Here is a 26,104-nt window from a genome sequence, read left to right on the forward strand (position 1 = left end):
ACCCTGAGCGAAGTCGAAGGGCGTTCCAATTGGACTTGGGCTTCGACTTCGCTCAGCCTGACAAAGATTAGAATAAAAAAATCCTTTTAATCTGTGGCTAAAAAAAGAAAGAAAAACTAAAATGAAAAATCTTAAAATAAAAAATCGCTTTACAGCAGAATTACCAGCAGATCCAGACTTGACAAATGAAATTCGTCAGGTTAAAAATACGCTGTTTTCATACGTAAATCCGATTAAACCTTCAAATCCAAAGCTAATTCATGCTTCTGAAGAAGTCGCTGAATTAGTTGGTATTCCTAAAGATGAAATTCAATCAGAAGAATTTCTAAATACTTTTTCAGGAAAAGAAATTCTTCCAGAAACTCAACCTTTTGCCATGTGTTATGCTGGCCATCAATTTGGAAATTGGGCAGGACAATTAGGCGACGGTCGCGCCATAAATTTAACTGAAGTTGAAAACAATAATCAGTTTTATACACTTCAATTAAAAGGTGCCGGCAAAACGCCATATTCTAGAACTGCAGATGGTTTAGCTGTTTTGCGCTCTTCTATTAGAGAATATTTATGTGCTGAAGCCATATATAATTTGGGAGTTCCCACTACCCGATCACTTTCGCTCATTCTTTCTGGAGATCAGGTTTTAAGAGATATTTTATATAACGGAAATCCTGCCTATGAAAAAGGTGCAATTGTTTGTCGTGTCGCTCCTTCATTTATTCGTTTTGGAAGTTTTGAAATGCTGACGGCTAGAAACGAGCTGAAAAACCTTAAGCAATTTGTCGAATTTACTATTAAGCATTATTTTCCTGAAATTAAAGGCGAACCAAAAAAGCAATATTTACAGTTCTTCCAAAAAGTTGCAGATACAACTCGAGAAATGATTTTACATTGGCAACGCGTTGGATTTGTTCATGGTGTAATGAATACTGATAATATGTCGATTCACGGAATCACGATCGATTATGGTCCTTATGGCTGGCTCGAAAATTATGATCCAGATTGGACGCCAAATACAACTGACAGTCAAAATAGAAGATACCGTTTCGGAAATCAGCCTCAGGTTGCACAATGGAATTTGTTTCAATTGGCAAATGCACTTTATCCTTTAATTAATGAAGCTGCACATTTAGAAAAAATTCTGGATACGTTTATTGTTGATTTTGAAAACGATTATAAAACAATGTTTTTAAGTAAATTAGGAATATTTACTTCAAGTGAAGCTGATGATAAAATTATTAAAGGTTTAGAAGAAATTTTGCAGTTATCAGAAACCGATATGACAATATTTTTTAGAAATCTTAGTAAGATTAAAAAAGATGATTCTGTAGAACAAGCATTCGAAAAAATAGAATATGCATTTTATATTCCTGAAGAAATAAAAGAAAATATTCTAGACGCTTGGCAAAAATGGTTTACAGTTTATTTAAAAAGATTAAATGCTGAATCATTATCAGATGAGGAACGCTCAGAAAAAATGAATCAGATTAATCCAAAATATGTATTGCGAAATTATATGGCACAATTAGCCATTGATGCTGCAGATAAAGAAGATTATTCTCTAGTCGATGAATTATTTCAACTTTTGAAAAATCCGTATAACGAACAACCAGAATCTGAAAAATGGTTTGCAAAACGTCCAGATTGGGCTAGAACAAAAGTTGGCTGTTCGATGCTGTCTTGCAGTTCTTAATATTAAAAAGGTTCTCGACTTCGCTCGAACTGACAAACGTGTTTTTATAGCTTTGTCACATTGAGCGAAGTCGAAATGCTTTTTAGCTCAATGTGACATATTTTCACTTTGAGCTAATATAATCCATAATTAGATTAGCATGAATTCTAGAGTTTTCTATAAACCATTTATGCGTCTGCATTCCACCGCATACTACTCCGGCAAGAAATAAACCTTCAACATTCGTTTCCATCGTTTCTGGATTGTAAGAAGGAATTTTTAATTCATCCTCAGAAAGGCGGATTCCTATTTGCTCTAGAAAATTTAAGTTTGGCTTGTAACCTGTTAAGGCTAAAACAAAATCATTTTCAATAGTAATTTTTCCATCTGGCATTTCAATTTCTACTTCGTTTTCTCGAATTTCAGTAATATTTGATTGAAAATAAGCTTTAATACTTCCTTCGGCAATACGATTTTCAATATCAGGTTTTACCCAATATTTAACACGACTATTAATTTCGTTTTTACGAATTACCATTGTAACATCTGCTCCTTTTCTCCAACATTCTAAAGCCGCATCTACAGAAGAATTATTAGCCCCAACGATCAAGACTTTTCTAAAAGCATATTCGTGTGCTTCTTTGTAATAATGACGAACTTTTGGAAGATTTTCGCCCAAAACTCCCATTTCAATTGGGATATCATAAAAACCTGTTGCAACTATAACATTCTTAGATTCGTAATTTTGTTTATTGGTAGTAATTTTGAAAACTCCGTTATTTTTCTGAACATCAATTACTTTTTCAAATAAATTAATATTGAATTTAAAATAACGATGGATATTTCTATAGTATTCCAAAGCTTCTTGACGTCCAGGTTTTGGAGCCAAACAATTAAATGGAATTTCACCAATTTCCAATCTTTCTGCAGTAGAGAAAAAGGTCATGTAAAGCGGATAATTAAAAATACTGTTTACGATCGCACCTTTTTCTATAATTAAATATTTTAATTTTTTCTTTTCAGCTTCTATTGCACAGGCAAGGCCAATTGGTCCGCCGCCTACAATAATAAGGTCATATATTTCTTCTGTCATTTTATTTTTGCCAGTCTTTAAAGGGATTTTTACTTAAATAGGCGTTGTAATATCTCTCGTCGTTTGTAACTTCTTCGCCAAGCCATTCTGGTTTTTCAAAAATCTCATCTTCAGAATTTAATTCGATTTCAGCCATAACTAAGCCTTCGTTTTCTCCATAAAACTCATCAACCTCAAATACGTGATCTCCAGATTTTATTTCATAACGAGTTTTTTCAATTTTACCTTTTTCGCACAATTTTAATAATTCCTGAGCTTCGTCTAGCGGAATTTCATTTTCCCATTCAAAACGAGACATACCGCCGCTATGGCTAATTCCTTTGATTGTGATAAAGCCTTTATGTCCTTTAATTCTAACCCTAACGGTACGCTCAGGAGCAGAACTTAAATAACCCTGAGCAATCTTATTTTGAGCAAAAGCTTGATTCTTGAAGTCGTTAGATTTTACAAGAAATTTTCTTTCTATTTCGACCATTTTAAATGTGCATTATTTTTTATGCAAGTTACTCATTTTAATCAAGCTGCTAAAATTATAGAAAATCAAAAATATGTTAATGGATCATTTTAAGAACAAATTCAAAATATTAAAATAACTGATTATTAACACGTTACACATTGTTATTTTAACTAAATTTGATAAAATCTTAATTTCATCATCTATGTCTAAAAAAGCACTTTATCTATTAGGCATTGCTGTAACGATTATTTTAGGTACTTTTTTATATCTGAAATTTTGCTGCAACTGCTCTGAGAAAACAACAACGGATGATACTCCAAAAACAGCTTCCCCTACTGTTCAAGAGCCCAATTTTGTTCCGTTTGTATTAAATGGTTCGGGAATTGAATATCGTACAAATGATAATCTCAAGTTCCTCAAAAACAGCGCAAGGCTTATAATGCCTGTAAGTGACTCGATTACAACTGGTATAGACAAATTAAAAGCGTTTTTACAAGCAAACCCAAAGCAGAAATTAACGATTACTGGTTATGCTACGTCTAATGAAACAAATTCAACTACTTTTGAAAATTTAGGTTTAGCAAGAGCAATTGATATTAGAAATTATTTTGTTTCAAAAGGAATCCCTGAAAGTCAGTTTAATACAAAAGGAGAAATTTTAGACACATGGAAAATGAACGCAGATACTCTTCTTGGCCCTGCAGATTATTCATTTGAAACTGTCGATTCTACTTCTACTGCAAACGATGAATGGAGCGCATTAAAAACTAAAATTAATGCAGATCCATTGATTCTTCATTTCAATACAAATCAATCCCGCCAAACATTAAGCGATAGCGAGAAACAAAAAGTTGCTGATATTGCTAAATATATTGAAAATATAAAAGATGCTGTAGTTCTAGTTGTCGGTCATTCTGATAATGTTGGAAATCGTGATTCTAATATTGTTCTAGGCCAAAAAAGAGCTGAATTCTCTAAAGATTATCTTTCTAAAAACGGAATTGATAGTACCAAAATTGAAACCAACTCAAAAGGTCCGGACGATCCAATTGGTGATAATAGTACTCCAGAAGGAAAAGCAGAAAACCGAAGAACAGTAATTACAATCAAATAATTAATCAAAAATATACGATCATGAATATACCTTGTATCTTAATACCTATACTAGTTGGCTTAATCTGTGGAATTTTGGGTTACTTACTAGGAAAAATGAACTCAAGAAATGATGATTCACTTTCGGCATCGCTTCAAGCCGATTTAGACGCATGCAAAGCTAATACACGAAATCTAAATGCGAGAATCTCTACATTAGAAGCTGATCTTGCAGCAAAATCTAAAGCAACAGCACAATCATTTACTGCCGCAGCTCCTGTAATTATTCCTTTTGACGCAGCATTGGCTGAAAATGTTTTAGGCAAAAAAATAAAAGAAAATGATTTGAAAATAGTTGAAGGAATTGGCCCTAAAATCGAAGCTTTGTTTAATGAAGCAGGAATAAAAACTTGGCACGAACTTTCTCTGACTTCAACTGATAGACTGCAATCCATCTTGGATGCTGGAGGCGAAAACTTCGCTATGCATAATCCGAGTACATGGGCTAAACAAGCATCAATGGCTTATCAAGGAAAATGGAAAGAATTAAAAGACTGGCAAGATAGTCTTTTAGGAGGGAAAGAGTAAAAAAAAAGGTTCAAAGGTACAGAGTTGCAAAGGAACAGAGGTTTTCTGCTTTGCGTTCTTATACCTTTGAACCTTTGAACCTTTGTTACTTTGTTACTTTGCAACTTTGCAACTTTTTAACTCAAAAAAATGATTTCCAACCTTTTGAGTTACTATACCATAATTGTCCATTTTTTACTTCTAGCGGACAATCTATATTATTTGTATATAATGCTCCAGTTCCTAAACCTTGTGGCATATCTGAATTTAATGTATATGTCCATTGAGCAATGGCATTCAAACCAATATTACTTTCTAGCGCTGATGTAATCCACCAGCCTATATTATATTTTTCTGCTAAAGTGATCCATTCTTGAGTACCTTTAAAACCGCCTATAAAACTTGGTTTTAAAATGATGTACTGAGGTTTAATTTCTTCAAGTAATTTTTCTTTTTCCTCAAATGAAAATACACCAATCAATTCTTCGTCTAAAGCAATAGGAAAAGGTGTTTGTTTACACAACTCAGCCATTTCTAAAACATTCCCTTTTTTAATAGGCTGTTCTATACTATGAAGCTGAAATTTATTCAATTGATTCAGTTTATCTAAAGCTTCTATTGAAGAAAAAGCACCGTTTGCATCAACTCTAATTTCGATTTGTTCTGCTGAAAAATGACTTCTAATAAATTCCAATAATTCTAGTTCCTTATCAAAATCAATTGCTCCAATTTTAAGTTTTATACAGCTAAAACCGTCTGCTAGTTTTTCTTCAATTTGCTGTTTCATAAAAGCAGATTCGCCCATCCAAACCAATCCGTTTATCGCAATTGATTTTAAATTATTGGTAAAATCTGAAGGGAATAAAATATATGGATTCTCACTTTTAAGAGATAAAAAAGCCATTTCAATCCCGAATTGGATTGAAGGAAATTCTAATAAGGCGTTCCAAAGCACAGCTTCTCCTAGATGAATATTATCGCAAGCCCATTTTAGTCTTTCTTCATAATCTGCGCGATCATCTGCGCTTAAGCCACGCAGTATGCCGCACTCTCCTATTCCTTTTTTCCCGTCTTCTTCCAAGATTATAAACCAAGTTTCTTTCTCAGTCATAATTCCTCTGGAAGTTCCAGACGGACGTTTAAATTCTAGTAAATATTTATGATAAGATGCGTTCATTTTTTTTAGATGCTAAGTTGCTGAGATGCTAAGTTAAAAAAGACTTTAAGAAGCAATTCGTATCTAAGAATCTTAATTGTATAATTTTAAGATTTTTTCAAAATCTTTAGATGGTAAACCTGCTTTCTCAAATGCTGCGAAGTCTAATTTAGTTTTCGCAACCCAACTTAAACTATCCGTTACATTTTGAGTCTGATATTTTTTGTAAATGGCTTTGGCGGCACTGTAATCATCACTTACCAAATAAGTATGTGCCAGATTCAATTTGACTAATAATTCTGTATCGTCCAATTTTTCGCCTTCTTGAAGCACTTTTAGTGCTTTTGAATATTGTTTGGTCAAAATGTAACAATATCCCAACGAACTGTAATCTAATGCAGTCGCTTTTCCTTCATTTACAATTGTATTTAATTTCGGAATTGCTTCGTTATATTTTTGCGCTTTGATTAAAGAAGCCGTTTGTGTTCTTAAATCGTTGAAAACATTTTTGGAAATATCTGCGTCTTTATAACATGCATTTCCAAAATCTTTGTACACTTTTGTTTTTTCAACAGCTAATAATTTTTGAAACTCATCATAACGATATTGTTTCATAATTTTATTTAAAATACAAACGCAAAAATCATCTGAATTGGCCATTTTCTGTGCTATTGTAGAAGTTTTACATAAACTTATGATTTCGTTTTTATTGTCTTGATTCCAGCCACGGCTTAATTTTGTATCAACCCAAGGCACGACTTCTAAAACAACTTTTTGACTTAAAAGCCAATTTTTGCTTTCGAAACCAAACCAAATATTACTAATATTTTCTTTTAAACAAGATGATTTATTGACAGATAATCTTTTGGCATCTTTGCTAACCGGTTCTGCTTGAGAATAGCATGCCTGATCAATTTTACCATCTGCAACATATTTCTTAGCATTTTCGTTGGATGTAAAAATTGAATAAGTGCATTCGTCATCTCCCGAAATTTTTGACATCAGGAAAACTGCACCTGCAGAACCTTGGCTTACTCCTGTTGGGTCTGGAATAGCTTTTAATAAAGAAACCAAGCTATTTGCCATTTCTTGGTTTTTATCTAAAAGTGTGATTCTGTATACAATTTCTGTGGTTCCAACTGGTAGATCTTCTGTTGGTATAGAAATTCTATCGCGTGCGGGAACCATAATTTCTTTGGTTGTAGCACGTTCTTTATCCCAATAACCGTCTTTTTGTCCAAAAGCATTAAAGGAAACTGTAATAAATAGTGATAGAATTGTTTTTTTGAAAGTTATATTTCGTGATAATGCTTTAAGTGCCACGGATTTTATAGATTAAAATGATTGTTACTTTTTAAAACTTTAATTCAATTAGCATAGATTATGCCAAATAACTTTCTTATGGAATTGAGTGCCCTAGCCCCGATAGAGGCGGTATCTCCCGATTTAGAAAAACAAGGCTTTTTCAGCCGTAGTTTTTGTTAATCGGGAATTTAGCCGAAAGCGGGATTAGCTCCTTCCTTCGACTCCGCTCAGGATGACAATTATAATTCGATAGAATCTCCGATTGGTAAAAGCATTAAATCTTTTCCTTTATCGAAAAATTTGCGGATCGCTTCTTCGTGATCGATTTCTATATATCCAAAAGTGTCGAAGTGATATCCTAAAACTTTGTCGCATTCTACAAAATCTGAAGCAATAATAGCATCTTCAACATCCATAGTAAAGTTATTTCCGATTGGAAGAATTGCTAAATCTAATTTTGTACGAAGCGGAATCAACTTCATATCGTATGTCAATGCCGTATCTCCAGCAATGTAGATGTTTTTGTGCTCGCCTTCTATTACAAAACCTCCAGGATTTCCTCCATAAGTACCATCAGGAAAACTGCTTGAGTGAATTGCGTTTACATATTTTACTTTTCCGAAATCAAATTTCCAGCTTCCGCCGTGATTCATTGGATGAGAATTGAATCCTTTTTTTGCGTAATAACTTGCAATTTCTGCATTAGAAACAATAACTGCATTGGTATTTTTAGCAATAGCTTCAACATCCAAAACGTGATCAGGGTGTGCATGCGTTAGTAAAATATAATCGGCTCTGATAGTGCTCAGGTTGATTGATGCAGCTTGTGGATTTCCGGTAATAAATGGATCCACAATAATGTGTTTTCCTCCTACTTCAATTCCTAATGAAGCGTGTCCGTAGTATGTAATTTTCATTTTATTAAGTTTTAAGTTTAACGTTGTTTTATCTTCCTCCTAAAAATAGGTTTACAATAATGTCTGAAATCAATGAAATCATACAAACTGTAAGCAATATCGAAAGTAGGAATGTACTTAATGCCAGTTTTTTTAATTCTGGATCTAATAATTTTGGATCTTGGTTTTTGTAAACCGTGATAAGATGTTTTGCTAATGGAATATAAGCCAATACAAATAGATATTGATCGAAGTTATAATCACTTAAAATAGCAAAAATAACCACCAAAAGCATTGCGCCAACAATCAAAGTGTAATGGTAAATTTTAGCTTTTTCAGCTCCCATTTGCACTACAATTGTGTTTTTACCTGCTTTTTTATCTGATTCTTGATCGCGCATATTATTTAAATTCAAAACACCAACGCTCAATAATCCGATTGCTACAGCGGGAAGAATTAAAAGCGGATCAACTTCTTTTGCATAAAGAAAGTTTACTCCTAACGTGCTCACTAATCCGAAGAAAATGAAAACAAATAAGTCTCCAAATCCTCTGTAACCGTAAGCCGAATTACCAACTGTGTAACGAATTGCAGAAATAATAGCGGCAATTCCTAACAATAGAAAAAAGATCGAGTACCCAAAATTGTCTTTTCCGAAAGCGAAATAAATCAATATAATTGAAGACAATAAAGTCAATAATGATGTAATGATAATAGCCTTTTTCATTGCCTGAGGTGTAATAACACCACTTTGAATAGCACGTTTTGGCCCAATTCTGTCTGCATTATCAGTACCTTTTACTCCGTCACCATAATCATTTGCAAAATTGGATAAAACCTGTAATCCTAATGTTGTCAATAATGCAAAACCAAATACTTTCCAGCTGAAAACTTCTGTTGGAGTATTAATAGTTTCTGTTGGATTTGACAAAGCATAAATACTTCCAACTATAATTCCGGAAACTGATAAAGGTAATGTGCGCAGTCTTGCGGCTTCAATCCAATGTTTCATTCTATTTTTTAGTTTATATGGTTTAAAGTTTCAGGTTTCAAGTTTTTCGCAGAACGTATAACATGAAACTTGAAACTTGGAACAATTTTATTAAATTAAGGTAACCACTTATTTTCGCCGAAGTTTGGTTTTCTTTTCTCTAAGAAAGCATTTCTACCTTCTTTAGCTTCTTCGGTCATGTAAGCTAAACGAGTTGCTTCTCCTGCAAAAACTTGCTGTCCAACCATTCCGTCGTCTGTTAAGTTCATTGCAAATTTCAGCATTTTTATAGATGTTGGCGATTTTTGAAGAATTTCCTGCGCCCATTCGTAAGCAGTCGCTTCTAATTCGTCATGCGGTATTACAGCATTTACCATTCCCATTTCAAAAGCTTCTTGAGCAGAATAATTTCTACCTAAAAAGAAAATTTCGCGAGCTTTTTTCTGCCCCACCATTTTAGCCAAATAAGCAGATCCGTAACCTCCATCAAAGCTTGTTACGTCTGCATCTGTTTGTTTAAAAATTGCGTGTTCTTTACTTGCAAGCGTCATATCGCAAACTACGTGCAAACTATGTCCGCCACCTACAGCCCAACCTGGAACTACTGCGATAACTACTTTAGGCATAAAGCGAATTAAACGCTGTACTTCTAAAATATTTAAACGGTGCTGACCATCATCTCCAACATATCCTTGGTGTCCGCGTGCATTTTGATCTCCACCGCTGCAGAAAGAATAAACTCCGTCTTTTGTTGAAGGCCCTTCTGCAGAAAGTAACACAACTCCAATTGAAGTGTCTTCTTGAGCATCGTAAAAAGCTTGGTATAATTCTGAAGTGGTTTTAGGACGGAAAGCATTTCTAACATTTGGTCTGTTAAAGGCAATTCTCGCTACTCCATTGCATTTTTTATAGGTTATATCTTCAAATTCTCTGGCTGTAATCCAATCCATTTTGATTTATTTGTTTAATAATTATACGGTAAAAATAAGGCATTTTTACTATTTTACCTACTCAATTTACCTTAAGTCTTTGTGAAATTGACTTGCAATGTTAACAATTGGTATTTACTTACAAAAAATAACATTTTTTAACATTAGTTTAGAAAAATAATAATTAATTTTATACCCTAGAAATCAATGAGATACATTTCATTTCAATGGTTTCAGATTGATTTTCTTTCACTGATTTATTAACCTAAAAAATGATTTTTTTGAGAAAATTTAAAAAATTTGTCGCTCATTTTTTTAGGGTTTTAAGTAACAAACCTCAATTAAAAGAGCAAATGATTTATGTGTTTGTCGAAACTTCAAAAAGAAAAAAGTAACACCTAAGGTTAAATGTTAGAATTGTATCTATAATTAGTATAGAAATGATAACGAAAAGAGGAAAAAAGTACTAATTCACACTTTCTAAAAGTTATTTTATAGAACCAATGGATTAAGCCGTGAAATTCTTTTTTTGCTTTTAAGATAGGTACATTGATTATTTAAAAGACATACCCATCAATGGAATGATTTCTAAAATTCGTAAAGCTGTTATTCTGAGATGGATTCGAATTATTTTATTTCTGTTTTTTTTTAATTACAATTTTTTTTAAAACTAGAATAAAAAGCGAAAGGCTGCTCGTAATGAGCAGCCTTTTGTGTTATAATAATTTTGCTAGCGCAAAATAAAATCCAAAATTTTAAATTCCAAAAATTATAGATTTCAATTATCAATTGGAATTTGGAATTTTAATATTGGAATTTTTGGTTTTTAATCTTTTACCAGATAAATCCCGTCTTCTTTTATTTCAATCATTTTTTCTTTGTACAAAGATCCAATTGCTTTTTTGAATGATTTTTTACTCATTTTCAAAACAGTCTTAATGTCTTCTGGATGAGAATTATCGTTTAAACGAAGAAAACCTCTGCTGGCTCTTAGTTCACTTAAAATCTTCTCTGCATTTGGTTCGATACTTTCAAAACCTTGTACTTGAACTGCAACATCAATTTTATTATCAGGACGAATGTTTTTAATATAACCGCGCATTCTGTCTCCAGTTCTTATTGAATCGTCATAAACTTCATCTTTATACAAAAGACCTTTGTGACGTTCGTTTATAATTACATTGATTCCCATATCTGTAATATGAGAAACAATCAAATCAACTTCTTCGCCTTTTTCAACCGTTAAATTGTCATTATTCAAAAACTGATTTGTTTTACTTGAGGCAACTAAACGATTGGTTTGTTTGTCCATGTACAAGTAAACCAAATAGCGTTTTCCTTTTTCCATTGGGCGCGCCTGTTCTTTAAATGGAACAAGAATGTCTTTTTCCATTCCCCAATCCATAAAAGCACCAACATTATTGATATAGTTTACTCTTAAAAGTGCAAATTCATTCAACAAAATATAAGGTGCCAAAGTAGTTGCAACTGGTCTCTGTTCATGATCTAAATAAACAAAAACGATTAATTCTTCACCAATTTCAAATTCTTTTGGAACGTATTTATTTGGAAGTAAAACATCGTGAATTCCATCTGGATCATTTTCAGGATCTCCTAAAAACAAACCAACTTTGGTATCACGTAATATAGTTAGGGTATTGTATTTTCCTATTTCTAGCATTTTAATATGTTTCTAAGCAGTAGAACCGCTAAGTTTCTAAGACGCAAAGGTACGAAGTTTGACGTGGTACAATGAAATTAATTTTAACAAAACTTAGTTTGTAGGTAAAAATTAAAAAATCCCTTTAAAGGCAATTGCTATAAAGGGATTTTAAGTTATGTCAAATGTACATTATTTGTAAACACTTTCTTTTTTAAAGTGAATTGTCAATAAATAATACACAACAGCTCTGTATTTGTGTTTATTAGATTTTCCGTACTTTTCTAATACAGCATGAATTGCTCCAAACAATTCTGGACTATCTTTTAAACCAAGCTTTTTAACTAAAAAGTTCTTTTTGACAGTTTCTAATTCCGATTCTTGAGTTCCGGCAACTACAGAAGCATCATCGTTATATATTGCAGGTCCACAACCAATTGTAACCTTAGTTAACAAATCCATGTTTGGAGTCACTCCGCATTTTTCTTTTAAATCTGATGCATACTTTTTAATTAATTCTTCTCTCTTGCTCATAAACTATATAATTAATTGGTGAATAATACACCAAAGTTATAGCTAAAGCAAGAACGAAACAACAATTTTAACAAATATTTTCTTTCAAAATTAATATAGATATTTGAAATACTGTTTCAGAATCTGATCATTCTCAAATGTTGGCGTAAAGACTTCCAAAATTGCTGGAGCTTCATCCGAACTATATAATGATTGTATTCCGCTTTCTAAAGACTCATTGTCTTTTGCTGTATAATAATTAAAATTATACATCTTAGCCAAATGCTCGGCTGTAAGATTATGAGAGGTTTCGAAATACGTATTGAAAACAGGTTTTTCTTCATGTCCTGGCAAAATTCTGAAGATTCCTCCTCCTCCATTATTTATTAAAATAATCTTGAAGTTTTTCGGAATGTATGAATTCCATAAAGCATTGCTATCGTACAAGAACCCGATGTCTCCAGTTACAAAAACAGTTTGCTTTTCGTTTCCAACCGCCGCACCAATTGCTGTAGAAGTACTTCCGTCGATACCGCTTGTTCCGCGATTACAGAAAACTTCAATAGAATCATTAATATCAATTAATTGTGCATAACGAATTGCAGAACTATTGCTAATTTGCAATAAACTATTTTTAGGAAGTGATTCGATTACTTTTTCGAAAACTTTAAAATCAGAAAATCCAATTTTACTTAAATATTCTTTTCTTCTTTCTAATCTCGTTTGGTAAACGGTATCTACATTATTAAAATAGTTACTTTTTACAAAAGATGTTTTTGAAAGAAGGTCTTTAAAGAAATCATTTGGCTGCATTTCAAAATGTTTTGTCAATGCTCCAAATGTATCATAAGCTCTTAAAGTATCAATATGCCAATGCTCTTTTGGTTTGTATTTTCGCAAAAATCCTTTAATTCTTTTTGAAACAACCATTCCGCCAAAAGTTATTAAAACTTCAGGGTTAAATTTCTTAAAATCAAAATCATCGAAAGGCGTAATTAAAGTATCAATTGAATTAATAAAACTAGGATTATGCAGATTTGAAGTCGTCTCTGTAAGCACTACAACTGACGGATCTGAAGCTAAATTTTCAATAACTTGTTTATCAATTGCATTTGCTTCGTTAACTCCAACCAAGATTAATTTTCGTTTTGCAGTATTCCAAACAGAAACTACTTCGTCACTATTTTCTATTGTTAATGGAAAAACTTCTGGCTCTGGATTTGTAATTTTTGGCTTCACAGAAAGTTCTTCTGTTGTTTCATATAAAGGTTCTTCAAAAGGTGCATTAATATGAACTGGACCTTTCTTTTGAATTGCGGTTTCAATTGCCAAATTGGTTTTCAAATCATTTTCTTCTGAAGCTTCTTCGGTCAAATTTGCATTAAAAACAGAATGATTAGAAAAAACATTTTCCTGACGAATGGTTTGTCCATCACCAATATCAATTTTACTTTGTGGACGATCAGCAGAAATTACAATTAAAGGAATCTGGCTGTAAAACGCTTCCGCGAAAGCGGGATAATAATTTAACAAAGCTGATCCTGAAGTACAAACAATTACAGTTGGCTGTTTTGTCTGTTGTGCAATTCCTAAAGCAAAAAAAGCGGCGCAACGCTCGTCTGCAATGCTATAACAGGTGAAATTTGGATTTTGAGCAAATCCGATCGTTAACGGCGCATTTCTAGATCCTGGAGAAATTATAATATTAACAATGCCTTTGGCAGATAAAATTTCGATAATGCTTTGTGCAAGCGCTATTTTGGGGTAAATCATTCCGGTCGTATATTATTTTTTTTAAAGAAAATCGTCAACTAGATTTTTCTTCGTCGTGCTCACAAAGTTACAAACTTCGCAGTTGATTTATATTATAATTAGGAATATATTAAGGCTCTTTCTCAAAAAAGGAAATATATTTGTAAAATCGAATAATCAATAAAAGCCAGACTTGATATGCGTTTCTTATTTATACTTTTTTTATCTGTTACTTTTCAAAGTGTAATCTCTCAAAATCAATTTGTTCCAGTTGATATTCCTTATAAGACAGCTTTAGAAACGGCTAAAAAAGAAAACAAACCTCTTTTCGTGATGCTTTACGCAGATTGGTGTCCACATTGTAATCTAATGAAAACAGAAGTTTTGAGCGATCCTGCTGTAATTGATTTTTTAAATAAGAATTTTGTCTGCACTTACAAAAACATAGAAAAAGATGAAGGTATTGTTTTAAAGAACAAATTCAATACAAAATCACTTCCGACTTTTTTATTTATCGACAGCAATGAAACGTTGATTTATGCTTTAAAAGGCGAAATGAAAAAAGCAGAATTTCAAAACGAACTGCGTTATGCTTTAAATCCGAAAATGCAATTGCCTTATTTAGAAAAGGAATTTCTTGCTGATCCAAGCAATTCAGATAAATTCTTTACTTATTTAAATACTTTAAAAAAAGGAAAAGACAGAACAGAATTATCGCCTGCAACGCATACGTATTTAAATACGCAATCTGATGCACAATTGGTTAGTGAATTAAATTGGAGGGTTATTGCAAACGGCGTTACTGACATTAATTCGAGAGAATTTCAATATGTTTTAAAGCATCAGAAAGAATTTGCTTCTGTAGCTTCTCAAAATCGTGTTGACCGAAAAATAGAAAGTATTGTAAACGAATTGCTTCGTCCTTTAGTTGATAATTTAGATACGATAAACTATTATAAACAGAGAGAAGTTGCAAAATCAATTCGTTTGCAAAAGACAGATTCTTTAGTTTTTAAATACGATTTATCTTTGGCTGAAAGAACTGAAAAATGGGATTTTTATAAAAAAGTTACGCTTGAAGACACTCAGAAACTAGTTTGGAATGATGCAAGTTTTCTAAAAGACATTGGAAATACATATTTGAAACATATAAATGATACTGAAAGTTTGAAGAAAGCTATTTTTTGGGTCAATCATTCTTTAGAATTAAATGATTCTTATGATGGAAATTTGCTGGAAGCGAAACTTTATAACAAGATAAAAGACAAGAAAAAAGCTTTAGAATATGCTAAAAATGCCAAAGCCATTGCAAAAGAAATGGATTGGAATTCTAAAGAAGTAGATGTTTTATTAGCTGAATTGAATACAAAACAACCGAAATAATTACCAATGAGCATTATATTAAGACCTGCAACAGCAGAGGATTTGCAAAAAATTCTAGAAATTGTAAATCACTCTATTTTACATACAACAGCAAACTACAGTTATGAAACTCAAACTTTAGAAGTTCAGAAAAAGTGGTTTGAAGATAAAACTGCTAAAAATCTTCCTGTTATTGTAGCAGATTTAGATGGCGAAGTAGTTGGTTTTGGAAGTTACGGTCAGTTTCGAGAAAAAATTGGTTACCAATATACTGTAGAACATTCTGTTTATGTGGTTGATAATATTATTGGAAAAGGAATTGGTTCTAAACTTTTAACAGAATTAATTCGTTTAGCAAAAGAACAAGGCTACCATGTTATGATTGGTGCGATTGATGCTGATAATGCTGGAAGTATTGCTTTTCACGAAAAATTTGGGTTTGTAGCAACAGGCACTATTCGTGAAGTGGGCTACAAATTTGACCATTGGCTGGATTTGGTTTTTATGCAGCTTATTTTGGTTTAACCGCATAGGAAGCAAAGAATTACGCAAAGTTCGCAAAGTATTTAAAAACCTCTGCCCCTTTGTAACTTTGTCCCTTTGAACCTAAAAAAAAAATCCGCAAACTTAAAATTTAAGTTTGCGGATTTTTTGGTTTAGACAGTTATAATTTAACTTTTAATCCAATTAATTACTTCTGGTTCTGTTACTAAAGTTTTTGGTTTAATTACTTTAACTAATTCCCCTTTTTCGTTAATTAGGTATTTTTGAAAATTCCATTCTACTTCAGAATCCTGTAAACCGTTTCTAGATTTCTCAGTTAAGAATTTATAAACTTCACACATATCACTTCCTTTTACCGAAACCTTGTTCATCATCGGGAAAGTTACGCCGTAATTCTGCTGACAGAAAGTTTCGATTTCTTTAGCCGTTCCAGGTTCTTGTGAAGCAAAATTATTTGCCGGAAATCCAACAATTACGAAACCTTTATCTTTATATTCTTTGTAAACCGCTTCTAAATCTTTGTATTGCGGAGTTAAACCGCATTTTGAAGCAGTATTGACAATCAAGACTTTTTTGCCTTTTAAAGACGCAAAATCAAAAGTGTCTCCTGATAAATCTTCTACTTTAAATTGATAAATTGTTTCTTTTGTCATGGCTTTATCTTTTTTAGATAATTTGTTCTTACTTGTTTGAGCATTTGTTTGTGCACCACACAATAAAGCTGCTCCAAATAGTATAAATAATATTTTTTTCATCTGATAATTTTTTATAAAATTAGCTAAAATCCATTTCATTAAAACTATTTTCCGTCTTTAAATTTTCCCAATCAAAAGTTAAATAAAAAATGAAGCCTAACGTTAATCAGACGTTAGGCTTCCCCCCATACAAACAAATCAAACCATGAATTAACTATTATGTAACCTTTTATAAATTATAGTTGATGACTCGGTTGTTTCGAAAATTTCTTTAACCCCCAGATGTTGAACGAACTTTCAAAATATTTTCAAATGGCTTGTATTTTGTAATCTTAATTCCTAAATCATCGTCTAGACATCTTTAAAGAAATCTTGAATTTGGAAGTCCGAGTACATCAACTATTTTATATCTTCTTTTATTAATTTCAATATTTCTACTGTTTATAAAGCAGTATAAACAATAGTGCGAAAATGAGCAGAACGAATAATTTTAAAAATTTCATAATCGATTCTCTATTATAAATTCTTAAAAGATTTATTCCACTCTAACTTCTATTACGTCTTTTAAAAAAGCCTTTTCATTAAAAATGGTCAACGTCAAAACTGTTGTTAATCCAACTATTAATATTTTGACTAAAATCGTGCTATCCATAATGCCTTTTTTTTAAAATAATTTTTATAACAACAGTTTTTCTCTGAATTAGTTTGTTTTGACCATTTTTTAAGATCATTCTGACGTTTATAAAAACATTTACGTAATTGGATTGTTTTTGGTTTTAAAAAAAATCAAAAAAAAATGACTTTTTTTAAGAAACCCTTATTTCATGAGGGTTTACAGCGCTAAAAAAAATAAGAAAAATCACAAAAAAATAATTTATCTTTATAATAGGTTACCTATATAATGTCTTAGCTTTTAATGTTTAAACTTAAAAATCCCAATCTATGAGTCAAGAAGAACTATTAGTTTTAATTTACAAAAAGGACGAAAAAGCGTTTACACATTTGTACGATATGTACTCGAAAAGTCTTTTTTCTGTCATTCACGTACTAATTAAAAATCGAGAAGAAGCAGAAGATGTTCTGCAAGATGTTTTTGTCAAAATCTGGAAGAACATCGATTCTTATAACGAAAGTAAAGGTCGTTTTTACACCTGGATCATTAATATCGCCAGAAATACATCGATCGATAAACTTCGTTCTAAAGATTATAATAACACTCAAAAAAACCTTTCCTCAGATAATTTCGTAAATCTGTTAGATGAGAGTAATAAATTAAGCCACAAACTTGATGCAATTGGAATTCAAGAATTCGTAAAAAAACTGAAACCAAAATGTATCGAAATAATTAATCTGTTATTCTTTAAAGGATATACCCAGCAAGAAGCTTCAGAAGAATTGGCACTGCCACTGGGAACTATCAAAACACAAAACAGAAACTGTATTAACGATTTACGTAATTATTTGAAAATATAATGGAAGCACAAGAATATATAGAATCAGGAATTTTAGAGCTGTACGTTTACGGCTTACTGAGCGAAAAAGAAAATCTAGAAATAGCTGAACTAGCAAAAAAAGCACCCGAAGTTGATCAGGAAATTATTTCGATAGAAAAAGCCATAATTGCTCTTTCGTCTAGCTTCTCTCCTTTCCATTCTGTGGAAAATTTTGAGAAAATTAAAGCGCGTCTGGAGCTGAAACATGGGAAAGTAGTCGAAATGAAACGCACTTCAAACTGGTCACAATATGTGGGCTGGGCGGCTGCAATACTATTATTGTTAGGTTTAGGCTATCAAACTTTAGAATTGACAAAAACCAAGGAAGCAATTTCTACTGTTGGAAATGAGAAAAATAAGATTCAACGCGAATATGCTTATTTAGGACAAGAAAATAAAGAAATCAAGAAAAGTTTAAATATTGTAAGAGATATTAAAAATACAGGCGTGACACTTGGCGGTCAAGCTGTATCTCCAAGATCTTATGCAAAAGTGTATTGGAACAAGGAAACTAAAACGACTTATATTGATGCTGCGGGTTTACCAACTCCTCCAAAAGGAATGGTTTATCAAGTTTGGTCTCTTAAATTGACTCCAGTTCTTACGCCAACAAGTATTGGTTTACTGGATAATTTTGAAGGCAATTCGCAAAAAATCTTTGCTGTTAGTCAAACAGATTCGGCTGAAGCATTTGGAATCACTTTGGAACCAGCTGGCGGAAGCCCTACTCCAACAATGACACAGCTTTACACTTTAGGAAAAGTTTAAAATTACCCTGTTATAAAAAGTTAAAACGCATATTCATAGCAATATGCGTTTTTTTATTATTTTTAATTGACCAAAAACCAATTTATGAATGCAAACTTACTTTTGAGAATCGCAATAGCGATTATTCTCCTCACTCATTCCATTTTTGGAATGTTTAATAATGGTATAAATGATTTTGGAAATCTCTTTCTCAACCAAATTGGATTTGCTCCTTATGGCGTATTTCTTGCCTGGAGCATTAAATTATCTCATGTTGTTGCAGCGATTCTTCTATTAGCCAATAAATACATTAAACTTGCCGGCTATGTTACCATTTTTGTTCTTATAATGGGAATTGCTTTAGTGCATTTTAAAGAAGGCTGGTTTGTTGTAGGCGGCGGAAGAAATGGCGTTGAGTATAATTTTCTTCTGATAATAGTTTTATTGGCAATTATGTATCCTAATGGATTTAAATTAAGAGATAATAAATAGGATGAAAAATTATAAAACACCACACTTTCGAAAAACAGCTCTTTTTGTCTCTTTCTTATTTAGCGGAATTATTTTTTCGCAGAATATTTCTGTTGATCCTTATAATTCAATAAATAAGAATAACAAGGGGATAAAAAAAATGATTGTAAAATTAAATGATACCATTAAGGAAGAGCATTTCTTTGATAAAACTGGAATGCCTTATCTTTTAAAAGAAAATTCATTTTCTGTGAAGTATTACAAGTACGATAAAAAGAATAGAATTATAAAAAGAATTCAAGGTGACATAATTAGAGGTTTTAGCTGTCAGGAGGTAAAATACTTCAAGAATAAAACAGAAGTTTTCTCTTATCTTACTGAAGACGAAAAAAATCATCAAATTGAGAATGATCAATATTTAAAAAATAAAGCAAACGGAATACAATATACTATTGTCGGAAATGATACTATTAGTATTGATGATGCTTATGCAGTAGTTACGTCTGACGAAGAATATTATAAATATGCTAAAGAAATTATTTCGATTCAAGACACCACTAGTATGTTTAATTCTTTTGCTTTCAAAAATTTAATGAAAGAGCCAAAGTATATGTCATTTAAAGCAGATTATGATAGTAAATTAAGGCCTTTGAATGAAAAATACTTTGATTCTAGAAATAAAATCACCTCTGACAGAAAGTTTTCTTATTCTGGAAATACCATAAATATTACCTATAAAGTTGACATGATAGGAACTGGTGAAATAGTACAGACTTTAGATTCTTCTGGTAATATATTGACTGAAGTCGAAAAACAAAAAGTTATAAATTATAAATATGACAAAGGGGTTTGTATTGAAAAAAAGGAATTTCAGAATAACGTTCTTCTTAATGTAACTTCTCATCTGTATAAAGATGATCTTTTGCAACAAGATCTATATGATGATATTCAAAATGGAGGCAAATTTATAACAGATTATGTTTATGATTCTAATAAAAGAATAGTCCAAATAACAAATTCATCTAATTATTCAAAACACGTTTACCAATATACTTATGAGTATTATTAGTTATTCTGTTTTCATTAATAAATGAGAACAATATCTACTAATGATTTAGAAACGCTAAAAAGAGATAAAATGGAAATAATATGTAAAAATTGCCATCAGGTTTTTAAGGGACATTATTGCAATAACTGTGGACAAACTGCAGAAACACACAAGATAAATGTCCATTTTTTATGGCACGATATACAGCATGGTTTATTTCATTTTGACAAAGGAATTTTGTATTCTTTAAAACAGCTTTTTACAAGACCAGGACATTCTGTTCGCGAATTTATTGAAGGCAAACGAGCTCGTCATTTCAAGCCTTTATCACTAGTTGTCGTTTTAGCTACTTTATACGGCTTTTTAATTCATTATTTTCATATTAGTTACTTTAAGGGAGAATCTAGTGAATATTTGAATTATGAAAATTTAAACGAATGGGTTCCTTCCCATTTTTCTTGGGTTACTATTGCTACGATTCCTTTATATACAATTGGGACTTATGCTGTATTTAGAAACCAAGGCTACAATTTTATTGAGTTTTTTGTATTGAATACTTTTAAAGCTTCCCAAAGGCTTTTTGTACAGATTTTGACATTTCCAATTCTGCTATATTTAAATAAAACAGATCATATGCAACTATTTTCGTCATTTACATATTTCGTTGGATTGGTTTTAATATTTTGGACTAACATTCAGTTTTTCAATAAAATATCAACAGGAAAGGCTTTTTTATTATCTATATTAAGTCATATTATATTTTTGATTTCATTCTTTATCATTCTCACTATTATACTTTTAATAAGCGGGAGATTCTCAGTATAAAGTTTAAATCTATACAATAAAAAAAGGGTTCAATAATTTGAACCCTTTTTTGTATCTAAAAATAATCTTTTAAGATTGTTTTTTCTTTACTTTTTTAGTCTTGTAATATTTTCTGTATTTCGGATAAGTAACTGCTCCGATTAAAGAAATAACAATTAAACAGTAATAAATCCAGTTTAATGAATGTGCTTCTCCGCTTGCATAAGAGTGTAAACCTACTAAGTGGAAGTTTACTCCATAATAGGTAAACAAAATCGAAATAAAAGCATACATACTCATTAAGTTAAAGAACCATTTTCCTCTTAAAGCTGGAACAAAACGAGCGTGAATTACAAACGCATAGATCATAATCGAGATTAAAGCCCAAGTTTCTTTTGGATCCCAACCCCAGTAACGTCCCCAACTTTCATTTGCCCATTGTCCTCCTAAGAAGTTTCCAATCGTCAACATGATAAGACCAATTGTCAACGCCATTTCGTTAATGTAACTTACTTCTTTGATATGTAAATCCATTTTGGCTTTGTTTTTATCATTTGTAAAGAAAATCAATAATAAAGCAACAAAACCTAAAATCATTCCTAAAGCAGTTGGACCATAACTTGCTACAATTACGGCAACGTGAATCATTAACCAATAAGAGTTAAGAACTGGCTGTAAATTTGCAATTTCTGGATCGATCCAGTTCATATATGCCGCCATTAAAATCATTGCTGTAACAAATGCTGATGAAGCAATCGTTAATTTTGATTTTCTATCGAAAGCCAATCCAAAAAACATTGTCGACCAAGCAACATAGACTATAGATTCGTAAGCATTACTCCACGGTGCGTGGCCGGAAATATACCATCGTGCAATTAATCCTAAAGTATGAAGAACAAATAGTAAACCTACGATGACATGAAAAATATTTACGGTAATTCGAAGCCATTTTTTCTCAAAGAAAATATTTAAGATCGTAAACATAAGCATCAAAATTGCTACCGTAATGTACCAATAAGGCAATACTTTGAAAACATCGTATTTGTTGTAAGCAATCTCAGCGTCGATTTTTTCTTCACTTGGTCTTACTTTAGCTCCAAATTTCTTCTGGAAGCCGTTAATACTTTCAACCAAATTATCTGCTGTATCAAAGTTTTTCTCAATAGAACCGTTATTTAAAGCACTAAAATATAATGGAAGAATTTGCTTTACATAAGTAGAATCCATTCCTTTAAAACCAGCACTTTCACGCTCTAAATAAGAAACCCATTTGTGGTTTGGATCATTCGGAATTGGGAAGATTCTTAAAATGCTACCACTTAATGCCGATTCCATTAAGTTAACTTTTTTATCTGTCTCGACAAAATCTTTCTCAAAATTATTCGGATTTGCTGCTTTGTAAGCCGCATCTAAATAAGGAGATAATTTATAATTTCCTTGTTCATCAAAGAATTTTACGAATGGAGCGTATTGATCTTTCGAATCGATTCCGATAATTTTACGAATGCTATCGTTTCCAGATTTAATATAAATCAATGGAATCTGAATCCAAACCTGCGCATATTGCGTCATTGATAAGAAAACCTGATCAGAATTCATTCCGTTATACGTATCATTGTGACTTACTTTTCTCAGTAATTCAGAAGAAAACGTATTAATAGGTTTCATTCTTCCTCCAGCATCCTGAATAATTAATCGACCAAATTTTGCGGCGTGAGATTCTGGTGCTTTATATATAGTCAATAACGAATCAAGTTGTTTCTGACTTGGTGGAGCTGTAACGTGATTAGCATGATCGTTTGGATCTGCAGAATGTGCATGATCATGAGAATGTACATGAGGCGTTTGCTGTGCAAAACCATTCAAACCAATCAATAAAACTAAAATCGAAATTAATTTTTGTTTTTTCTTTTGAATATTTTCTAGTTTCTTTTTCAAATCCCCAAAACGAGAATGTTTGGTAAACATGATTGCCATTAAACCAATATATAATAGAAAATACCCTAAGTAAGTAATATTAGTTCCCCATGAATCATGGTTTACAGATAAAACAGTTCCTTTTTCGTCTGGATCAAATGAAGACTGGAAGAAACGGAATCCTTTATAATCTAAAACGTGATTCATAAAAATATCTGCATCAAACGTTTCTGTAGAATCTTGTACAGTAACTTTACTTTTGTATGAAGAATAACTTTTTTCTGTACCAGGATATTTCTCCGCAATAAAGTCATTTAAACGAATTTTAAATGGCAAAATGTAAGCTTTACTTCCAAAGAAAATAGAATATTCAATATTACCTATTTTAACAGTTTTAGCTTCACCAACTTGGCCTTTATTACCAAAAACCATTACTTCTTTTTCTTGTCCTTCGGCTTTTACTTTTACCACAACAGCATCCGTATGCGATTTTGCTTTGTAGTCGTTATTTGATTCGTAATCTACTTTTCCTTTCATTGGAGGTTCTGGAAATACAATTCTAATATCTCCAATACTATATAAAGAACGCATCATTAAAGGCTGAACGTTATCTTTTGTAACTTTTCCTTTAAACTGATCTGCCATTCGCATAAATTCACCTTCAAAAGGAGTCTGGATTGTATATTCTTTTCCAGTTGTATTGATGTTAATTGCACCGTCAGTTTGTTTATTCAAAGCAAATAAAACATTATGAATGTTCTGAACTTCACCTTCTTTTAGGTAATGTTCTTCTCTTCCGCCCGCTCCAGCTTCAACTAATTTTAAGTATAAAGTTCCATTTGGATCTGGCTTAACCACTTCTTTAGCTCCCATGATATAGTTTGAATACGAAACTTCAAAAGGAGTCTCGTCAAATTTTCCAGAGATTGTAAAATCGTTGTTGGTTACAGGAGAAAGCAATAGGTTTTTCTCGAAAACTCTTCTTTTCATTTCGCCTTTATATTCACCGTCAACAAAAACGGTCAAAAAGGTTTTATCTGAATATACTTGATTTTCTGCTGCGCCTTCGCGAATAGGCATCATTCCTTCATAACTGATATATCTAGTAATAAAAGCTCCTAAAATGATAAAAACAAAGGCAAGGTGTAATAACAGAGTTGCCCATTTTTCTTTTTTAAGCAATTGGTATTTTTTGATATTTCCGAAGAAATTAATCATAAAGATGGCCATAATTGCTTCGAACCACCAAGTATTGTAAATTAGTATTCTGGCTGTATCGGTATTGTATTTACTTTCGATAAAAGTTCCAACACCCATTGCAATTGCGAATGTTAAAAAAAGAACGGCCATTAATCGTGTAGAAAACAAAAAAGAGAATATTTTTTTATCCATTTCTTAGGAATTACATTGTATAAAAGTGCGACAAAAGTACTTAAAAATGTTGATTAGCAGTCTTTGCCTTTTGTTAATAAAAACTAAAAATAAGGACTATTTTTCAAACAAATTGATAATTTAGAAAGTTTATACCTACAAAACAAAGGTAGTTTTATTAAACAATGATTTTTATCAAAAAAGTGTTAGAATTCAAACAAAAAATAAAGAACAATAAAAACTTCAAAAAACCATTATCAATAATTTGACAGACCCTTTGCATTAAAAAAATAATACTAATTTTGCTCTTATGATTCAGATAACAATAATTGGTTCCGGCAATGTTGCACAGCATTTAATAAAGGCTTTCACGGCAAATAAAATTATTGAAATTAAACAGGTTTTTTCTAGAAAGAAAGAAGCTTTACTTCATTTAATTGATTCTGAAAAGATTATTACAAATTTTAATGAATTACAGCCAGCAGATTTATATATTATTTCTGTTTCAGATAATGCAATCAGAGAGGTCTCAGAACAAATTCCTTTCAACAATCAATTTGTAGTGCATACTTCTGGAACATCTTCAATTGAATTTTTGGATCCAAAAAATCGACGCGGTGTTTTTTATCCGTTGCAGACTTTTTCTAAGAATAAAAATATCGACTTTTCAATTGTTCCTTTTTGCTTGGAAGCAGAAAATACAGCCGATTTTAAGATTTTGGAAACCGTTGCAAAAAGTGTTTCTACTGCAGTTTATTCCATAAGTTCTGAACAGCGAAAAGCGCTTCATGTCGCTGCAGTTTTTGTTAGCAATTTCACAAATCATTTGTACCAAATGGGACACGAAATTTGTGAAGAAAATCAGTTGCCTTTTGCGATATTAAAACCTTTGATTCAGGAAACGGCAGATAAAATCAATACGCTCGATCCAATTGATGCGCAAACAGGTCCGGCTATACGTCACGATTCTAATACAATCAATGCCCATTTGGCTTTTTTACAAAACGAAAACAAAAAAAATATCTATAAAATCCTAACACAATCTATACAGCATAATGGCAAAAAGTTATAAAGAATTAATGAATGACATCACAACGTTTGTTTTTGATGTAGATGGCGTACTTACAGACGGTTCTGTTTTAGTAACCAATGAAGGCGAAATGTTAAGAACAATGAACATTCGTGATGGTTATGCAATGAAAGCAGCAATTGAAAGCGGTTATCACGTGTGCATTATTTCTGGAGGAAGCAATGAAGGTGTTCGTATTCGTCTTCGTAATTTGGGTATTTCAGACATTCATTTAGGAACTCCTGATAAAGTAAAAACTTTTAACGAATATATTGAAAGCCATAATATTAAACCTGAAAATGTGTTGTATATGGGAGATGATATTCCTGATTTTCATGTCATGAAATTGACGGGACTTCCAACTTGTCCGCAAGACGCAAGCCCTGAAATAAAAAAAATCTGCCGTTATATTTCGCACGTAAAAGGCGGACGCGGAGCTGTAAGAGACGTTATCGAACAAGTAATGAAAGTACAGGGAAAATGGATGGAATATTTTAACGGACAGCACGATTAAGTTTTTAGTCGCAGTCGCAGTTTTCAGTT

Annotated in this window: 24 protein-coding genes; 12 read left to right on the plus strand and 12 right to left on the minus strand. The window is 31.9% G+C overall.

The genetic code is table 11. From position 1 onward, the window contains the following. Positions 1–121 precede the first annotated feature (121 nt). Positions 122–1,690 carry a protein adenylyltransferase SelO gene (locus V6624_RS16710; RefSeq protein ID WP_338839430.1) on the plus strand — a complete coding sequence of 523 codons (1,569 nt, stop codon included), beginning with the start codon at positions 122–124 and terminating at the stop codon, positions 1,688–1,690. A gap of 103 nt (positions 1,691–1,793) precedes the next feature. Here V6624_RS16710 and V6624_RS16715 read toward each other — a convergent pair whose 3' ends face one another. Both V6624_RS16715 and V6624_RS16720 read right to left on the minus strand, forming a co-directional pair. Further along, on the minus strand, positions 1,794–2,762 hold the full coding sequence (locus V6624_RS16715; RefSeq protein ID WP_338839431.1) for a YpdA family putative bacillithiol disulfide reductase: 969 nt from the start codon (positions 2,760–2,762) through the stop codon (positions 1,794–1,796). A gap of 1 nt (position 2,763) precedes the next feature. Further along, positions 2,764–3,237: a CYTH domain-containing protein gene (locus V6624_RS16720; protein ID WP_111283937.1), complete on the minus strand. Its 474-nt coding sequence runs from the start codon at positions 3,235–3,237 to the stop codon at positions 2,764–2,766. A gap of 184 nt (positions 3,238–3,421) precedes the next feature. On the opposite strand from V6624_RS16720, the gene V6624_RS16725 reads away from it, so the two are divergent. Together V6624_RS16725 and V6624_RS16730 are read left to right on the plus strand one after the other, a co-directional pair. Further along, the gene (locus V6624_RS16725; RefSeq protein WP_338839434.1) at positions 3,422–4,333 is read left to right on the plus strand and encodes an OmpA family protein; all 912 of its coding nucleotides are present in this window, start codon (positions 3,422–3,424) and stop codon (positions 4,331–4,333) included. Between the two features lie 20 nt (positions 4,334–4,353). After that, positions 4,354–4,899, plus strand: a complete 546-nt coding sequence (locus tag V6624_RS16730) for a hypothetical protein (protein ID WP_338839436.1) — start codon at positions 4,354–4,356, stop codon at positions 4,897–4,899. A gap of 121 nt (positions 4,900–5,020) precedes the next feature. Here V6624_RS16730 and V6624_RS16735 read toward each other — a convergent pair whose 3' ends face one another. From V6624_RS16735 to menD, 8 genes are all read right to left on the minus strand, one after another. Next, a complete protein-coding gene (locus V6624_RS16735) occupies positions 5,021–6,055 on the minus strand; it encodes an o-succinylbenzoate synthase (protein WP_338839438.1) in 1,035 nt (344 codons plus the stop codon). 72 nt (positions 6,056–6,127) lie between these two features. After that, positions 6,128–7,366 carry a hypothetical protein gene (locus V6624_RS16740; RefSeq protein WP_338841915.1) on the minus strand — a complete coding sequence of 413 codons (1,239 nt, stop codon included), beginning with the start codon at positions 7,364–7,366 and terminating at the stop codon, positions 6,128–6,130. Between the two features lie 212 nt (positions 7,367–7,578). Then, positions 7,579–8,256 carry a metal-dependent hydrolase gene (locus V6624_RS16745; protein ID WP_338839439.1) on the minus strand — a complete coding sequence of 226 codons (678 nt, stop codon included), beginning with the start codon at positions 8,254–8,256 and terminating at the stop codon, positions 7,579–7,581. Positions 8,257–8,284: 28 nt separating this feature from the next. Next, the gene (gene menA / locus V6624_RS16750; protein ID WP_338839440.1) at positions 8,285–9,247 is read right to left on the minus strand and encodes a 1,4-dihydroxy-2-naphthoate octaprenyltransferase; all 963 of its coding nucleotides are present in this window, start codon (positions 9,245–9,247) and stop codon (positions 8,285–8,287) included. 95 nt (positions 9,248–9,342) lie between these two features. After that, complete coding sequence (locus V6624_RS16755; protein ID WP_012024845.1) at positions 9,343–10,176, minus strand: 1,4-dihydroxy-2-naphthoyl-CoA synthase; 834 nt, start codon at positions 10,174–10,176, stop codon at positions 9,343–9,345. An 805-nt stretch (positions 10,177–10,981) separates the two neighbouring features. Continuing rightward, positions 10,982–11,836 carry a CvfB family protein gene (locus V6624_RS16760; protein WP_338839444.1) on the minus strand — a complete coding sequence of 285 codons (855 nt, stop codon included), beginning with the start codon at positions 11,834–11,836 and terminating at the stop codon, positions 10,982–10,984. 171 nt (positions 11,837–12,007) lie between these two features. After that, the gene (locus tag V6624_RS16765; RefSeq protein ID WP_111283949.1) at positions 12,008–12,349 is read right to left on the minus strand and encodes a DUF2853 family protein; all 342 of its coding nucleotides are present in this window, start codon (positions 12,347–12,349) and stop codon (positions 12,008–12,010) included. A gap of 90 nt (positions 12,350–12,439) precedes the next feature. After that, complete coding sequence (menD, locus tag V6624_RS16770) at positions 12,440–14,101, minus strand: 2-succinyl-5-enolpyruvyl-6-hydroxy-3-cyclohexene-1-carboxylic-acid synthase (protein ID WP_338839446.1); 1,662 nt, start codon at positions 14,099–14,101, stop codon at positions 12,440–12,442. A gap of 177 nt (positions 14,102–14,278) precedes the next feature. Here menD and V6624_RS16775 point away from each other — a divergent pair, with 177 nt between their 5' ends. Both V6624_RS16775 and V6624_RS16780 read left to right on the plus strand, forming a co-directional pair. Beyond that, positions 14,279–15,463 carry a thioredoxin family protein gene (locus V6624_RS16775; RefSeq protein WP_111283953.1) on the plus strand — a complete coding sequence of 395 codons (1,185 nt, stop codon included), beginning with the start codon at positions 14,279–14,281 and terminating at the stop codon, positions 15,461–15,463. 6 nt (positions 15,464–15,469) lie between these two features. Continuing rightward, positions 15,470–15,967: an N-acetyltransferase family protein gene (locus tag V6624_RS16780; protein WP_338839450.1), complete on the plus strand. Its 498-nt coding sequence runs from the start codon at positions 15,470–15,472 to the stop codon at positions 15,965–15,967. Positions 15,968–16,113: 146 nt separating this feature from the next. Here V6624_RS16780 and V6624_RS16785 read toward each other — a convergent pair whose 3' ends face one another. Then, a complete protein-coding gene (locus tag V6624_RS16785) occupies positions 16,114–16,701 on the minus strand; it encodes a glutathione peroxidase (RefSeq protein WP_338839451.1) in 588 nt (195 codons plus the stop codon). An 882-nt stretch (positions 16,702–17,583) separates the two neighbouring features. Here V6624_RS16785 and V6624_RS16790 point away from each other — a divergent pair. The 5 genes from V6624_RS16790 (at position 17,584) to V6624_RS16810 (ending at position 21,225) form a co-directional block, all read left to right on the plus strand. Continuing rightward, complete coding sequence (locus V6624_RS16790; protein ID WP_111283957.1) at positions 17,584–18,114, plus strand: RNA polymerase sigma factor; 531 nt, start codon at positions 17,584–17,586, stop codon at positions 18,112–18,114. Continuing rightward, entirely contained in the window at positions 18,114–18,902 is a 789-nt protein-coding gene (locus tag V6624_RS16795) for an anti-sigma factor (RefSeq protein WP_111283959.1), read from the plus strand. The genes V6624_RS16790 and V6624_RS16795 overlap by 1 nt, the downstream gene beginning before the upstream one ends. A gap of 84 nt (positions 18,903–18,986) precedes the next feature. Further along, the gene (locus V6624_RS16800; RefSeq protein ID WP_338839455.1) at positions 18,987–19,373 is read left to right on the plus strand and encodes a DoxX family protein; all 387 of its coding nucleotides are present in this window, start codon (positions 18,987–18,989) and stop codon (positions 19,371–19,373) included. Positions 19,374–19,512: 139 nt separating this feature from the next. Further along, the gene (locus tag V6624_RS16805; RefSeq protein WP_338839456.1) at positions 19,513–20,421 is read left to right on the plus strand and encodes a hypothetical protein; all 909 of its coding nucleotides are present in this window, start codon (positions 19,513–19,515) and stop codon (positions 20,419–20,421) included. Positions 20,422–20,490: 69 nt separating this feature from the next. Then, complete coding sequence (locus V6624_RS16810) at positions 20,491–21,225, plus strand: DUF3667 domain-containing protein (protein WP_338839458.1); 735 nt, start codon at positions 20,491–20,493, stop codon at positions 21,223–21,225. A 69-nt stretch (positions 21,226–21,294) separates the two neighbouring features. Here the strand turns inward: V6624_RS16810 and ccsA are convergent, their stop codons facing one another. Beyond that, complete coding sequence (ccsA, locus tag V6624_RS16815; protein WP_338839460.1) at positions 21,295–24,513, minus strand: cytochrome c biogenesis protein CcsA; 3,219 nt, start codon at positions 24,511–24,513, stop codon at positions 21,295–21,297. Between the two features lie 289 nt (positions 24,514–24,802). Here ccsA and V6624_RS16820 point away from each other — a divergent pair, with 289 nt between their 5' ends. Beyond that, on the plus strand, positions 24,803–25,564 hold the full coding sequence (locus V6624_RS16820) for a Rossmann-like and DUF2520 domain-containing protein (RefSeq protein WP_338839461.1): 762 nt from the start codon (positions 24,803–24,805) through the stop codon (positions 25,562–25,564). After that, positions 25,548–26,075 (plus strand): HAD-IIIA family hydrolase, encoded by a 528-nt coding sequence (locus V6624_RS16825; RefSeq protein ID WP_338839462.1) that lies wholly within the window; start codon positions 25,548–25,550, stop codon positions 26,073–26,075. The genes V6624_RS16820 and V6624_RS16825 overlap by 17 nt, the downstream gene beginning before the upstream one ends. Positions 26,076–26,104: the final 29 nt, after the last annotated feature.

Origin of the sequence: Flavobacterium ginsenosidimutans (assembly GCF_037478105.1) — a bacterium.
In the GTDB taxonomy this organism is placed as follows: domain Bacteria; phylum Bacteroidota; class Bacteroidia; order Flavobacteriales; family Flavobacteriaceae; genus Flavobacterium; species Flavobacterium ginsenosidimutans.

What these genes read in the sequence shown, in the direction of transcription:
- V6624_RS16710 (WP_338839430.1), top strand. Translation starts at nt 122, where the DNA reads ATGAAAAATCTTAAAATAAAAAATCGCTTTACAGCAGAATTACCAGCA.
- V6624_RS16715 (WP_338839431.1), bottom strand. Translation starts at nt 2,762, where the DNA reads ATGACAGAAGAAATATATGACCTTATTATTGTAGGCGGCGGACCAATT.
- V6624_RS16720 (WP_111283937.1), bottom strand. Translation starts at nt 3,237, where the DNA reads ATGGTCGAAATAGAAAGAAAATTTCTTGTAAAATCTAACGACTTCAAG.
- V6624_RS16725 (WP_338839434.1), top strand. Translation starts at nt 3,422, where the DNA reads ATGTCTAAAAAAGCACTTTATCTATTAGGCATTGCTGTAACGATTATT.
- V6624_RS16730 (WP_338839436.1), top strand. Translation starts at nt 4,354, where the DNA reads ATGAATATACCTTGTATCTTAATACCTATACTAGTTGGCTTAATCTGT.
- V6624_RS16735 (WP_338839438.1), bottom strand. Translation starts at nt 6,055, where the DNA reads ATGAACGCATCTTATCATAAATATTTACTAGAATTTAAACGTCCGTCT.
- V6624_RS16745 (WP_338839439.1), bottom strand. Translation starts at nt 8,256, where the DNA reads ATGAAAATTACATACTACGGACACGCTTCATTAGGAATTGAAGTAGGA.
- menA (WP_338839440.1), bottom strand. Translation starts at nt 9,247, where the DNA reads ATGAAACATTGGATTGAAGCCGCAAGACTGCGCACATTACCTTTATCA.
- V6624_RS16755 (WP_012024845.1), bottom strand. Translation starts at nt 10,176, where the DNA reads ATGGATTGGATTACAGCCAGAGAATTTGAAGATATAACCTATAAAAAA.
- V6624_RS16760 (WP_338839444.1), bottom strand. Translation starts at nt 11,836, where the DNA reads ATGCTAGAAATAGGAAAATACAATACCCTAACTATATTACGTGATACC.
- V6624_RS16765 (WP_111283949.1), bottom strand. Translation starts at nt 12,349, where the DNA reads ATGAGCAAGAGAGAAGAATTAATTAAAAAGTATGCATCAGATTTAAAA.
- menD (WP_338839446.1), bottom strand. Translation starts at nt 14,101, where the DNA reads ATGATTTACCCCAAAATAGCGCTTGCACAAAGCATTATCGAAATTTTA.
- V6624_RS16775 (WP_111283953.1), top strand. Translation starts at nt 14,279, where the DNA reads ATGCGTTTCTTATTTATACTTTTTTTATCTGTTACTTTTCAAAGTGTA.
- V6624_RS16780 (WP_338839450.1), top strand. Translation starts at nt 15,470, where the DNA reads ATGAGCATTATATTAAGACCTGCAACAGCAGAGGATTTGCAAAAAATT.
- V6624_RS16785 (WP_338839451.1), bottom strand. Translation starts at nt 16,701, where the DNA reads ATGAAAAAAATATTATTTATACTATTTGGAGCAGCTTTATTGTGTGGT.
- V6624_RS16790 (WP_111283957.1), top strand. Translation starts at nt 17,584, where the DNA reads ATGAGTCAAGAAGAACTATTAGTTTTAATTTACAAAAAGGACGAAAAA.
- V6624_RS16795 (WP_111283959.1), top strand. Translation starts at nt 18,114, where the DNA reads ATGGAAGCACAAGAATATATAGAATCAGGAATTTTAGAGCTGTACGTT.
- V6624_RS16800 (WP_338839455.1), top strand. Translation starts at nt 18,987, where the DNA reads ATGAATGCAAACTTACTTTTGAGAATCGCAATAGCGATTATTCTCCTC.
- V6624_RS16805 (WP_338839456.1), top strand. Translation starts at nt 19,513, where the DNA reads ATGATTGTAAAATTAAATGATACCATTAAGGAAGAGCATTTCTTTGAT.
- V6624_RS16810 (WP_338839458.1), top strand. Translation starts at nt 20,491, where the DNA reads ATGGAAATAATATGTAAAAATTGCCATCAGGTTTTTAAGGGACATTAT.
- ccsA (WP_338839460.1), bottom strand. Translation starts at nt 24,513, where the DNA reads ATGGATAAAAAAATATTCTCTTTTTTGTTTTCTACACGATTAATGGCC.
- V6624_RS16820 (WP_338839461.1), top strand. Translation starts at nt 24,803, where the DNA reads ATGATTCAGATAACAATAATTGGTTCCGGCAATGTTGCACAGCATTTA.
- V6624_RS16825 (WP_338839462.1), top strand. Translation starts at nt 25,548, where the DNA reads ATGGCAAAAAGTTATAAAGAATTAATGAATGACATCACAACGTTTGTT.